8 protein-coding genes are annotated in these 12,476 nt (G+C 68.2%); 4 read left to right on the plus strand and 4 right to left on the minus strand.

Annotated elements, in window-relative coordinates:
* Positions 1–402 precede the first annotated feature (402 nt).
* Positions 403–1,500, plus strand: a complete 1,098-nt coding sequence (locus ACKTSN_RS11160) for a MerR family transcriptional regulator (protein ID WP_409474802.1) — start codon at positions 403–405, stop codon at positions 1,498–1,500.
* Positions 1,501–1,514: 14 nt separating this feature from the next.
* Here ACKTSN_RS11160 and ACKTSN_RS11165 read toward each other — a convergent pair whose 3' ends face one another.
* Genes ACKTSN_RS11165 through ACKTSN_RS11180 form a run of 4 tightly spaced genes read right to left on the minus strand, consistent with a single transcriptional unit; the run spans position 1,515 to position 8,740 of the window.
* Entirely contained in the window at positions 1,515–3,965 is a 2,451-nt protein-coding gene (locus ACKTSN_RS11165) for a tyrosine-type recombinase/integrase (protein WP_409468960.1), read from the minus strand.
* Positions 3,962–5,143, minus strand: coding sequence for a tyrosine-type recombinase/integrase (locus ACKTSN_RS11170; RefSeq protein ID WP_409468961.1), 1,182 nt, complete (start codon positions 5,141–5,143; stop codon positions 3,962–3,964). Before ACKTSN_RS11170 ends, ACKTSN_RS11165 begins: the two co-directional genes overlap by 4 nt.
* Positions 5,082–7,496: a tyrosine-type recombinase/integrase gene (locus ACKTSN_RS11175; RefSeq protein ID WP_409468962.1), complete on the minus strand. Its 2,415-nt coding sequence runs from the start codon at positions 7,494–7,496 to the stop codon at positions 5,082–5,084. The genes ACKTSN_RS11170 and ACKTSN_RS11175 overlap by 62 nt, the downstream gene beginning before the upstream one ends.
* A complete protein-coding gene (locus tag ACKTSN_RS11180) occupies positions 7,493–8,740 on the minus strand; it encodes a tyrosine-type recombinase/integrase (RefSeq protein ID WP_409468963.1) in 1,248 nt (415 codons plus the stop codon). Before ACKTSN_RS11180 ends, ACKTSN_RS11175 begins: the two co-directional genes overlap by 4 nt.
* Before the next feature lie 452 nt (positions 8,741–9,192).
* On the opposite strand from ACKTSN_RS11180, the gene ACKTSN_RS11185 reads away from it, so the two are divergent.
* The 3 genes from ACKTSN_RS11185 to ACKTSN_RS11195 all read left to right on the plus strand — a co-directional run bounded on the left by ACKTSN_RS11185 (position 9,193) and on the right by ACKTSN_RS11195 (position 12,314).
* A complete protein-coding gene (locus ACKTSN_RS11185; protein ID WP_409468964.1) occupies positions 9,193–10,134 on the plus strand; it encodes an SDR family oxidoreductase in 942 nt (313 codons plus the stop codon).
* Between the two features lie 42 nt (positions 10,135–10,176).
* On the plus strand, positions 10,177–10,503 hold the full coding sequence (locus ACKTSN_RS11190; protein WP_409468965.1) for a hypothetical protein: 327 nt from the start codon (positions 10,177–10,179) through the stop codon (positions 10,501–10,503).
* A gap of 512 nt (positions 10,504–11,015) precedes the next feature.
* Positions 11,016–12,314, plus strand: a complete 1,299-nt coding sequence (locus tag ACKTSN_RS11195) for a DUF692 domain-containing protein (protein ID WP_409468966.1) — start codon at positions 11,016–11,018, stop codon at positions 12,312–12,314.
* The last annotated feature ends 162 nt before the right edge of the window (positions 12,315–12,476 follow it).

Genomic DNA, 12,476 nt, shown 5'->3' on the forward strand with positions numbered 1-12,476 from the left:
GCCGAGGTCAACCAGTTGAGGGCGTCCGTCGGTGGGGATGTCCTTGAGGCTCTTGAGTTTGGCCATCGCGGCGTCGAAGCTGACCTGAAGTCCCTCGACCTCGCCGAGCCAGCGTTGGCGCGGGCCTCGCGGATGCGTTCACGGAGGTTTTGGATGATCTCGATGAGGCGGGGCTTCTGGCGGGGGTCCATCTGGAGGACTGGGCAGCGGATGCAGGCTTCTCTGAACTAACTGGGTGGGTTCGCCGCGGTGCTGAACTGAGGGGCGATCTGGCCCGCCGTGGCTTGCAGCAGTCGCCTCGGACTCGCTGTTCCGCGTTCGGCTCTCGCTGCCAGAAGCGAGGCGCTTGACCCTCACGTGGCGTCAGGCTGCATAGTCGGTGCCGTGGAGGAGCACCTGACCGTGGGACGCGTGGCCGAGTTGGCGGGCGTGAGCGTCCGCACGCTGCATCACTATGACGAGATCGGGCTCGTACGGCCGTCGGCGCGAACTGCAGCCGGGTACCGGGCCTACTCGGGCAGCGACGTGGAACGACTGCGCGAGGTACTTGCCTACCGGCGCCTGGGCTTCGGACTGCGGGAGGTCGCGGACCTGGTCGGCGACCCGTCCACCGACGCGGTCGCGCACCTGCGCCGACTGCGCGGCCTGCTGCTGGAACGGCGCGATCACGCTGATGCCATGGTGGCGGCCATCGACAGAGAACTCGAGGCACGGGCGAAGGGAGTCAAGGTGACGCCGGAGGAGCAACTGGAGATGCTCGGCGCACGGCTGTACGACGCGATCGGCGGCGCTTACACCGCGACACGCCGCACCGACCCGCGGATCGCCGCGCAGATCTGGGACGCGCTCGGGGACGCGCAGACGGTGCTGAACGTCGGGGCTGGCACCGGCTCCTACGAGCCCTGCGACCGGGACGTGACAGCGGTGGAGCCATCGGCGGTCATGCGGTCGCAGCGGCCTGCCGGCTCGGCGCCGTGCGTGGCCGCCGCCGCGGAGAGCCTGCCGTTCGAGGACCACTCCTTCGACGTCGCGATGGCCGTCTCCACCGTTCACCACTGGGGGGACCCGATAGCGGGGCTGCGCGAGATGCGGCGCGTGGCCCGCCGCGTGGTGGTGCTCACGTTCGACACCGACGAGCCCGGATGGCAGGACCGGTTCTGGCTTACCCGCGACTACCTGCCCGAGTTCGCCGCCGTCCTCGCAGAATTTCCTTCGCTTGCTGGGATGGCCGACGCGATCGGCGCCCGCGCTGAGCCGGTGCCCATCCCGTGGGACTGCGCTGACGGCCTGTTCGAGGCGTACTGGCGCCGACCGGGGGCGTATCTGGAGGATCACGTGCGCCGTGCGATGTCGGTGTGGACGAGGGTCGGGCCGGAGGCCGAGCAGCGGGCGGTACGAAGCCTCAGCGACGACCTCGACTCCGGCCGGTGGGCCGGGCGCAACAGCGACCTCGCCGACCTCGACGCGGCAGATCTCGGCCTCCGCCTGCTCATAGCCTGAACCGCGTCGCATCCTCAGCATCGTGGTGGCTCCGGCATGCCCAGGTCGATAACCTGCGAGCCCCGCTGGTCGATCTGCGCAAGCTTGTCCTCCGCTCCGGCGAGGCTGATTCGCAGACCTTCGATCTCGCCGAGCCAACCTTCGCGCTCAGCCTCGGCAATGCGCGCATTGAGGTTGTCGCGAATGTCGTCGAGCCGTGCCCGTTGAGCCGGATCTGGTCGCAGGAGTGAGCATCTGACACAAGCGTGCTCATGGACACACGGGGTTCCGAAGGCGCGTGCGCAGGTGCCGATGGACACCTTTCGCTTCTCGAAGTGGGCGAGGAAAGCGTCCCATTCCTCTTCTGTCGGGGTTCGGTACTCTTCGCTGGGGCGAGAGGCTCGTCGGCGGGTGATGAACGCGCGGTGGGCCTCGATCGTCTCGGCGGGATAGACCGCTTTGTACCCCATTGTCGTGTCAATGTTCCTGTGCCCACAGATCACTTGGGCGATATGTGGCGGCAGGCCGTTCATGATGGCGTCGGTGACGAAGATCCTTCGGAAGTCATGAGGCGAGAAGGTGAGAGTCTCGCCGTCGGCGTTGGTCAGGCCGGTGACGGCCAGGGCATTGATCAACAGTTTTCGGATCGCGGTCGGCGTGAACGCGCGGTGCTCGGAGCCGATGTCGCGCTGGAACAGCAGCGGCATTGGCGGGTTCCAGACCTTCTCACGGACGTCGTAGGAGGCCACCAACGGGATCGCCCCGCTGGGGCTGCGCAGGCGGCTGATGATGGTGCTGAGGACGTCGGCGAGTTCCGGGCTGACCAACAGGAGTCGTTCGGTGTCGGTCTTGGACGGGGCGATCTGCAGCAGCGGCACGACTTCGCCCGTGGACGGGAGCCGGTACTGGGTGACGCTGTGGTGCGTCAGCTCCAGAAGTTCCTCGTTGCGGATGCCGGTCAGGCGGAGAACCTCGATCGCGGCGAACGCCCAAAACGCCTCCTCTTCCTGGTAGGACAGGTTCCGCCGCCGTCCGCCGGATGTCTCTTCGGCCCAGGTCAGGTGGCCTGCGGCCTTGGGTGCGATAGCTCTGCGCAGTGCCCCGTCGGTGCCGGGGATCACGGCCCCGGGCTCGGTGTTCTTCGCCGCCTGGAGCAGGTTGGCGGCCGCGCGTCGCCGACGATCGGCGGTGCTGACCAGCACGGGCAGGACGGGCAGCCGCTCGCGTGTGCGCTGGTCCATCCGGGCCTTGCGCTGCTTGCGGTCCTTCGCCTTGTGGATCTCGTCATCGCGAATCGGGCAGGGCACGGCCCATGGCCCCCAGCGGGCCGGTTCCTCGACTGCCCACTGTGCGATGTCGAGGTAGAACGCCCGGACTCGCATGAGCTCGTCCTTGGCATTGAGCCGTGGGCTGGAGACCTCGATGCTCTTCCCATCGGGCCCGGTGACGGTGCGCTTCTTGACCTTCAGCTCCTCCTTCCACTCGCGGGCTACTGCCGGCGGCAGCCGCAGCGAGTCGGCCCCCGGCGCCAGGGCTTCGATCCGGGCCCAGAACAAGCCCGCGAGAGTGCGGGAGATCGCGTCCAGGCTGGCGAAGTCCAGCGAGGGCTGCCGCTCCCGCAGGTAGTCGACGATCAGGTCGCGGACCGGCCGGCACTGGAGCCGGTAGCGGTCCACCAGTTCGTCGATGCTCAACTGGCCCAGGGCGAGCCCGAATGCCCGGATCGTGGCCGGGGCCCCCTCGGGGAAGATCCCCAAAGCCCGCAGCCGCAGATAGAAGTCGATCTTCTTCTGCCCGCCGCGAGCGTGAACCTGGCGCTGGGCATCGACGAGTTCCACGCAGTCGCCGACCGTGATGTCGCGGATCAGTCCGCCCTTGCAGGCCAGCAGGGTCGCGATGCGTGTCGCGGCGATCTGGGCGTCCTTGCGCGAGCTCGCTGGCCCGGACTCGGCCAGCTGGCGCAGGCGCGCGAACCCGTCGGGGTCCCGGACCTCGGCCATGACGGAGGCGAGATACCGATGCGTGCGGGTGAGCATCCACGGCAGACCGGGACGGATGACGTCTCCGCAGATCAGCATGAGTAGCCCCGAGGACAGGTCCTCGCGGTCATGCAACGGCGAGGGCCCGCACTCGCGCAGCCACCGCAACGGCAGCTCCACCCAGGCAGCTCCGGGCAGATCCTCCGCGCCGCTGGCCGCCCACCGCTGCTGCCAGGTCTCCCCAGGCAGACTCGACAGCCAGCGCAGCAGCCTGGTCACCCCGCGTCGACGACCAGCTCGGGTCCCGTTGACCGCCGGGAGAAACGGCGGCGCCGTCAGTCGCCGCAGCGTCTCCTCCATCGACTGTGCAGTCTGCGGCCACCACGGCTCGGCCGGCCGGGCCGGAAAGCGCGCCCGCAACTGGCTGTTCCTCGCCTGTGCCTGCTCTGCCGTCGCGTACGAGACCTCCAACGGCTTGCGGGTCACGTGCTTGGCGACGGAGGTCACGACGACCGACCGAACAAGACGTCCAGCGACGCCGGGTCGTATCCCGGCGCCGGAGGCGGCGGCACCGGCTGGCTGTACTCACGGGCCTGACGTGCGTGATGGGCCAGTACCCCGGCCACGACCTCGTCCTTGTGCGGCGTCAGATATAGCTCCGTGGCGGACAAATGCGCATGTCCGAGCACCCATTGCACGTCGGCCAACGTCAGCTTCGGGTCGCGCACCATGCGGGCGGCCGCGCTGTGCCGCAGGTCGTGAAGGGTCCAGTCGGCGCCGAGCGAGGCATTGACCCGCTCGAACATCCGGTGGGCACCGTGATAGGTCAGCGGCCGCAGTGGACGTCGTCGTGTCCACCACACCGGCTGCGTACGACCACGTGGCACCTGACCGTGTACGTCCTGCTGATAGAGACGCAACCACACGAACGCGTCCGCCGACGCCGGCACCTGCTGCACCGCCCGCGAGCCCTTCCGGACCACACTGATCAACTGCTGGCCGGGGTCGACATCGCGATGGCGGATGCCAATCAGCTCCGAGGCCCGTACTCCGGTTGAGATCCAGAACGCGACCAGGGCCCGGTCCCGGTTCGAGGGCAGCGCAGCGAACAGCGAGTTGAACCACTCGTCGGGAATCGAGCGCGGGATGCGCCGCGGAATGCTGGGGCGGTAGCGCCCCACCCGCTCCGGCTTCCAGCCGTCCATCGGATTGCGGTGCGCGTGTGGCCGACCAGAACGACGTGACAGATCCAGCGGGAACGGATTGAGCAGCGGACCCGACCCCGCGTCGCGGTGGATGTCGTAGAAGCGTCGCAGCACGGTCTCGCTGTGCGCGACGGTGTTTGGGGCGTAGCCGGGGCCGGCCGATGGCTTCCCCGTCACAGGGTTCGGGGCGTTGCCGATCTGTACCGACCTCCGAGCCGAAGTCTTACCTCGCCTTGGTTTGACCGTCAGCTGAATCCAGCGGCTGAAGTCCCTGGCCTCTGCCCGGGTCGCTCGGTCCCAAGAAATGCCCACTGCCTGCAGAAACCGCCACCACCGGAGCACATCCATCCCGTAGGAGCGGACCGTCGACGGAGCCTTCCCAGCCGCCAGCAACTCCTGGAAATAGACAGCGACCGCCTCAACCGTCACACCGTCGGGGTCGATGAGCCGATAGGGCTCGTACCGATCGCCGGTCTCCACCAGGCGGCCCCACCGAGGAACCACCAACGTCGCCAGATCCCGCTTGGGAGCATCGTCCATCACGACCGGTGACCGTAGTGACCGCAGGCAGCATCCGCCCCCTGAACTGCCCAATTCCCACTGTTCGTTCAGTCAATGGGGCGTGTTCGTGCTTGCAGGGGGTGCCGTAGGGGCGACCGCAGGTGCCGAGCGAGACCTTGCGGAGTTCGAAGTGCTGCTGGAAGTCGCGCCACTCCTGCGGAGTGGGCTCCCGGTACTCCTCCTGGGGACGCGCGGCGCGACGACGGTCGAGGAAGCTGCGGTAGGTCCTGATCAAGTCGTCCTGGAAGACCGCGAGATACGCCTGAGTGGTGGTCAGCGTCTTGTGTCCGAGGATGCGTGCGGCGATGTGGACGGGCAGGCCACCAGTGACGGCTTCGGTCGCGAACATCCTTCGGAAGTCGTGGGGTGTGTAGCGCAGCGGCTCGCCCGCCCGGTCCCGCAGGCCGGTGCATTCCAGGGTGCGGTCCAGGAGCCGCTTGACGGCGGCCTCGCTCATGACCTGCGGCTGCCAGTAGGGTCGGCGCTGGAAGAGGTGCGGGAGCTGGGGGCCGGTGACGCGCTCGTGGGAGTCGTAGCGCGCGACGAGTGGGATCTTCCCGCCGTTCGCGTCGCGTAGGCGTTTGATGATCGTGGCCAGGACGCTGGCCAGCTCGGGGCTGACCAGCAGTAGTCGTTCCTCGTTGCTCTTGGAAGGCACAATCTGCAGCAGCGGGACGACCTCGCCCTTCTCGGGGAGTTGGTCGGGGAGTTTGTAGGAGACCAGTGCCAGGTGGGTCAGCTCGGTGAGTTCTTCGGCTCGGACGCCGGTATGCCGCAGGGTCTCGATGACGGCCCAGGCCCAGAAGGCGTCGTCCTCGACGACGCTCTGGTTGATCCGCCGGCCGGTGCTGCCGATTTCCTTGATGTAGACGTGTGGCGAGCCGTGGTCGAGGCGGCTGGGCACTTGGTTGACCGCGGGCAGCACCCGCAAGTAGCGCTTCCCGTCGTGCTCGAAGATCTCGTTGAACGGGGTGGCCCGCGCCGCGTCCAGCAGCGCGACGGCCTCGCGGCGTACTCGCTCCGCGGTCTCGACGAGCACCGGCAGGTGGGGCAGCCGTTCCCGCACCCGCTGGTGCATCCGCGCGGTGGTCTGCTTGACCATCTTGTGGTTGCCGGCGCCGTCGCCCCGGGTGATGGGGCTGGGCACGGCCCACTGGGCCCAGTACGGGTCTTCGTGTGCCCATTCCTGGATGTCGAGGTAGAACCCGCGGATGCGCATCATGACGTCGATGCGTGAGCGTCGTTCTCGGACCTGGCCGCTCTTGTCGGTGTAGGTCACCAGCCGCTGCTTCCAGCCGTCGATGACGTCGTCGGGAATCCGCAGGGTGTCGATGCCGGGGTGGTGGGCTTCGATGTCGGCCCAGAAGACGCCAGCCAGTTCGCGTACCAGTCCACGGAAGGTGCCGTAGTCGACGCCGGGTCGACGTTCTTCGAGGTAGCGCACGAGCACATTGCGGATCTGGGTGGACTGGATGTTGTAGGAGTCGACCAGCTCGGTGGTCGGCCGCTGCCCGTGCCGGAGCGCGCCCTTGAGTGTGTCCTTGGACTGGATGACGCCGGCCCCGCGCAGCAGGTCCCAGGCGCTGTGGGTGCCGACGTATGCCTCGCCGTTCTCGCGCCGGGCGCGGGCCCGCAGGTAGAAGATGTCCTCCGCGGTGAGCTGATCGAGGTCCCGGCCGGTGTGCAGGATGATCGACGAGATCAGGCGCAGGCCCTCGTCGATGTGGCGGGCCGTCATGCCGACCTCGGCGCCGTAGCGGCGCATCTGCTCCAGCTTGCCGTCGGGGAAGAGCTGCTGGACATTCTTGAAGAGCCGCGTGGCCTTGTAGCCGCGCAGGAAGCCGTAGCCCGGCAGCACGATCCGGTTGACCATCAGGTGGTTCATCCCGGAGATCACGCCGTTGCGCTGGGAGTCCCGCTGGTCGTCGCCCAGGACGCCAGCGTGCACGATCTCCTTGTCCTCGTCGGCGCCGGCCGCGTGCCACCGGGCCTGCCAGCCGTCTCCGGGGTGAGTCTCCAGCCAGTCCAGGATCCGGCCGGTGAAGGCCAGGATCCTGACGCCAGGATCGAGGCCGCGGCGGTACTTGTTGCGCGGCCAGAGCGGTGAGGCGGGCAGCAGGGCCAGCACTTCGTCGCGGGTGCGCTGGTCGTGCGGACCGACGCGGTTCTTGTCGGACTTGAGGTCGTGTTCGACGAACAGCGGCCGTGGCGGCGTCGTGCCGGTGCCGGCGAGTCGGGTCCGGTTGGCGCGGCGTCCTCCTGAGTAGCTCATGCCTGAGCACCCCCGAACAGCACCGCCAAGTCGCTCGCCTCGTAGCCCGAGGCGACGGCGGTTGGTGGCGCGGGGTGTTTTGCGCGCTCCTCGCGGTCGGCCAGATACTCCTGGACCCGGGCGATGACCTGCTCTTCTTCTTCGACCAGGTAGATGTCGGCGGTCGTACTCAAGTGCGTGTGCCCGAGGATGGTCTGCACGTCTCGCAATGTCAGGCGCTTGTCCCGGGCCATCCTCAGCGCGGCAGTGTGCCGCAGGTCATGCATCGACCAGTTCGTGCCCAGCAGGGCGTTGGCCCGGCGGAATACCGCGCGCAGGGCCTCGTAGTTCATGGGCTGATAGGCCAGCCCCTCGCCGTGATCGCGTCGGCGCAGCGTCCACCACAACGGGGCCTGCGGATCCAGCGGCGGTCCCTCGCTCTGGTAGAGCCGCAGCCAGATGAACGACTCCGGGCTGGAGGGCAGCCACTGCTCGGCCTGGGAGCCCTTGCGTTCGACGCGGACCAGCTGGTCGCCCCAGTCGACGTCGACACCGCGGACTCCGAGAAGCTCGGAGGCACGGGCGGCGTTGCTGATCCCGAGGGCGAGGATCGCACGGTCCCGGTTGGAGCGCAGGGCCCCGAACAGCTCATTCCATCGCTCGTCCGGCATCTGCCGGGGCCGGCGCCGTGGGACCTTGGGGTTGTAGCGCAGCCGACCCTCGCTGCCGTACGGATCCAGCGGATTGTGATGAGCGTGCGGGCGCCGCCTCACGCTCCGGGCCAGCGGCACCGGGTTGACCAGCGGTCCGCTGCCCGACTCGATCCAGAACTCATAGAAGCTGCGGATCACGGCGTTGCTGTGCCGGATCGTGCGCGGCTTGTAGAGGTCGTCCAGGTAGGGCTTCTTCGTGATCGTGTTGGTCGTTCCCGCGGTCGCCGCCGACTGCGTACGGGCTGACGTCCGCGGCTTCGTCGCGATGCGCAGCCACAGCACGAAGTCGCGGACCTCTGCTGAGGTTGCGCGGTCCCACTCGACCTGGACCACGCGAAGCCATCGCCACCAGCGCAGCAGGTCGAATGCGTAGCTGCGGACGCTGCCAGGCCGGTTGTCACGAGCGACGAAGTCGACCAGAAACCTCCGGATCGGCTCCACCGCCCTTCCCTCTTCATCGAAGACCAGCCAGGGCACCGCCCCTATGCCCTCAGCCACCCGCCCCCAACGCGGCAGGGTGATCAACTGGATGTCACGAGATGCTGCGGTCAACTCTGTTGCGCTCCTTCATCGTTCGGATGCGCAACGTCTACCGACTAGGCCATGCAGGGGATGCACTCACACCCGGCGTGTCGCCCGCTAGTCCGGTCAACAACTCAGTGCCGACCACCCCGACACCTACCTGCTCCGGGTCGGTTGGGAACGGCTCGAAGACCACACCGAGATCTTCCCCGAGAGCCCGCAGGCGAAAGCGTTCGCCGAGGCGGTCGCGCCGCACTGCGTCGCCAGGCCGCGAGTCGTCCATTACGTGGGCCAGGACAGCGGCTCCGCCGCGCAGTGATCAACGGAGGCCCGTGGTCATCCAGTGGCCATGGGCTTCCCTCACCCGCCCGGAAGCCGCGGCGTCTGCGGCAAGAGCCCGGAGTCCGGGCTGCTGCATCGACCAGCCGGAGCCACGTCCGCGGCTTTCGGGGTCGCCAAAGAACAGGCACAGGAGACACACCATGGGCCGGATTGTCATCAGCGGGGCCTCGGGGGATTTGGGGCGCCGTGTCACTGATCTGCTTCTGAACGCTGATCCACGTGTCGAACTGACGCTGGTGACGCGCAACCCGGAGAAGCTCGGCCGACGCGCGGAGCAAGGGCTCCGTGTCTGTCGAGGCGACTACCGGGATCCTGAGTCCCTGAACGCCGCCTACAGTGGCGCAGATACACTCTTCCTCATCAGCGGAATGAACCTCGGACGAAGGATTTCCGGGCACCGGACCGCAATCGCCGCGGCGCAACGGGCCGGCATCCGTCATGTTGTGTACACCTCGGTGGGAGGCGTTCAGCCGAAGAATCCGGCTCTGTCGGCCAAAGACCACTACCAAACCGAGCTTGACCTCCAAGGATCAGGTTTGGCCTATACGATTCTCAGGAATTCTCTCTACTCTGAAATCGTAAGTAACGTTCTTCTGGCGCCTGCGGCGGCGACTGGGCTGATGAAGCAGGCGACGGGCGATGGGTTCCTGGCGCCAGTCGCGAAGAGCGATGTCGCTCGCAGTGCTGCAACCTGCCTGCTGCAGAACGAGCGACACGCCGGCGCCGTCTACGAGATCACCGGCACCGAGCTGTTGACCTTCCATGACGTCGCGAGGATCGGCTCGGAGGTGCACGGCGTCTCCATTCGGTATGTCCCGGTGTCGGCCGAAGAGCGCCTTTCCTTCTTTGACTCCGTGGGCATTCCTCGCACCTATGACCCGCATATGCCGCCGAGCGCGGACGGGCACATGTGGGCCAGCGATGAATTGGTGTCAGCTGAAGTGGCAGTTGCTGAGGGATACCAAGCCATCCTGTCGCACCACGTGAAGCACATCACTGGCCAAGACCCTGCGTCCTTGCGATCTGTGATGGAGCGCTGCAAGTCTCTGCGCTACGCCGAGATAGATGCGGCTGTTTCGTAGTCGGTCCGCTTCATGATTAGTTGCGCCGCCCCCGGGCACAACTTGCCGATTTTCCCGCACGAGTTCCACTGGGCGAACTTCACCCGGATCTTCGGCAGTGATCTGCCGATGGGCCGGTTCCTGATCAACTCCGTGATCATCTCGGTCGGCTCCGTCATCGGCCAGATGGTCTCGAGCGGCCTGGTCGGCTACGCGTTCGCGCGCCTGAGGGCCCCTGGGAAGAACGCGCTGTTCCTCGTCGTCATCGCGACGAGGATGATTCCGGCGCAGATCACGATGATCCCGCAGTTCATCCTGTTCAAGGACCTGGGATGGGTTGAAGCGTGTTCGCCCTTCGTCCGTCGCGGCCGAGCTCGGGCTCACCAGTGAGGAGATGAAACGGCTCCTGTTCGGGCTCACCCTCACCACCTTCGATGGCGAGGGCCGACACGTGGCGGCCTCTGCGAAGCGGAGTCTGTCCGTCGTCCCCTGACCGGGGCCCCTTCCGCTCACACCGCGCGATCGTGCCGCGCCCGCGGCAAAGACACGGAGCAGCATGCGCCCGTGGGGCCAGTAGCAGCCAGGACCAATAGCACTATTAGCAGATGACAGCAGAGTGCAACACCCTGCACCTCATTGAGATCGCTCCCGGTTCCTGCACGGTGGTCGCGGACCATCCGGCGCTGCGCTGAGCGTTCCGTGGCCGGTCGTGAACGTCCGGGGTCTCCCGTCCGTACCTCCTGGCGCCGGCCACGCCAACCTCAAATGTTGCTCTGAACGTGCGCGCCGAAGGGTTCGTGCCCCGGGGCCGGGGCCATACCCCCCTCACGCCGGAACAGCGGGCCGTCGAAGGAGACGACACAGCGGATCCAGGTGGCAGATCGGACGTGAAGGAGGGGGCCATGGAGCGACTGGGGACCGGAATCGGGTGGCGGCCGGAGATCGCGGACGCCGTGGAAGCCATGCCGGGCGTCGACTGGGTCGAGATCGTCGCCGAGAACGTCTGCCCCGGCCATCTCCCCGACGCGCTGCTGCGGCTGCGTGAGCGCGGGGTGACGGTCGTCCCGCACGGCGTCTCCCTGGGCCTCGGCGCCGCCGAGCGGCCCGACCCCGCACGGCTGACGGCCCTCGCCGAGCGGGCGGAGGCGCTGGGCTCGCCACTGGTGACCGAGCACATCGCGTTCGTCCGGGCCGGCGGCCCGCTGACCGCGTCCCCGCAGCTGGAGGCCGGGCATCTGCTGCCGGTGCCGCGCACCCGGGACGCCCTCGACGTGCTGTGCGAGAACGTGCGCATCGCACAGGACGCGCTGCCCGTGCCGCTCGCCGTGGAGAACATCGCGGCGCTGATCTCCTGGCCGGGCGAGGAGATGACCGAGGGTCAGTTCCTGTACGAGCTGGCCGACCGCACCGGCGTACGGCTCCTGATCGACGTGGCGAACCTGCACACCAACCACGTCAACCGCGGCGAGGACCCGGCCAAGGCGCTCGTCGAGATCCCGCTGGAGGCCCTCGCCTACGTCCATGTGGCGGGCGGCTTCGAGCGCGACGGCGTCTGGCACGACAGCCACGCCCACCCGGTCCCGCAGCCGGTCCTCGACATCCTGACCGACCTCGCGTCCCGTGTCTCACCGCCGGGAGTGCTGCTGGAGCGGGACGAGAACTTCCCCGAACCGGTGGAGCTGGAACGGGAGTTGGTGGCGATTCGGGATGCCCTGGAGGAGGGGCGGGCAAGGGGCGGTGAGCCGGACCGAGCCGCTCTCCCGACAGCGAGGCCGGCGGCCTCGACGCAGGCCTCCGACCCCGCTCGCCAGCGGCTCGGCCTCGCGCAGGCCGCGCTGCTGTCCGCGCTCGTCGCCGGTACGCCCGTGCCGGAGGGGTTCGACCGGGTGCGAGTCGGGGTGCAGGCGCGAACGCTGGCCGGGAAGCGGGCGGACGTGGTGGCGAAGGTCGCGCCGGAGCTGCCGGAGATCCTCGGTGACGCCTACCGGCCCGCCTTCCTCGCGTACGCCCACCGGCACCCGATGACCAGCGGCTACCGGCGCGACGCACTGCACTTCGCCGAGCAGCTGCTGCTCGGCGAGCGGCCCGAAGACGCCCGCGCGCGGCGGGAGTTGCGCCAGTGGTGGCTGGACCGGGCGGGCGCGACACCACGTCCACGCTCCCGCATGGCCCGCGCCCGTCGGGTACTGCTCCGCCGCTGACCGGGCCTCAGCCGGGGCCCCGCCTCTCCCGCCCGGATCGAGGCCCACCCGTACTCACCGTGGTTCTCCCCGGCCGGACAGCGCCTGGGGGCGTACGGGCGCATTGGCGCCGACACCGGCCGGTCGGTGCTTGCCTTCACCCGCAACCGACCGAAACATCCC

Origin of the sequence: Streptomyces flavusporus (assembly GCF_046267975.1) — a bacterium.
Taxonomy (GTDB): Bacteria; Actinomycetota; Actinomycetes; order Streptomycetales; family Streptomycetaceae; genus Streptomyces; species Streptomyces flavusporus.

Bases quoted from the DNA above. Each gene is read 5' to 3' on its own strand.
- ACKTSN_RS11175 (WP_409468962.1), bottom strand. From the start codon at position 7,496: ATGAGCTACTCAGGAGGACGCCGCGCCAACCGGACCCGACTCGCCGGC.
- ACKTSN_RS11185 (WP_409468964.1), top strand. From the start codon at position 9,193: ATGGGCCGGATTGTCATCAGCGGGGCCTCGGGGGATTTGGGGCGCCGT.
- ACKTSN_RS11195 (WP_409468966.1), top strand. From the start codon at position 11,016: ATGGAGCGACTGGGGACCGGAATCGGGTGGCGGCCGGAGATCGCGGAC.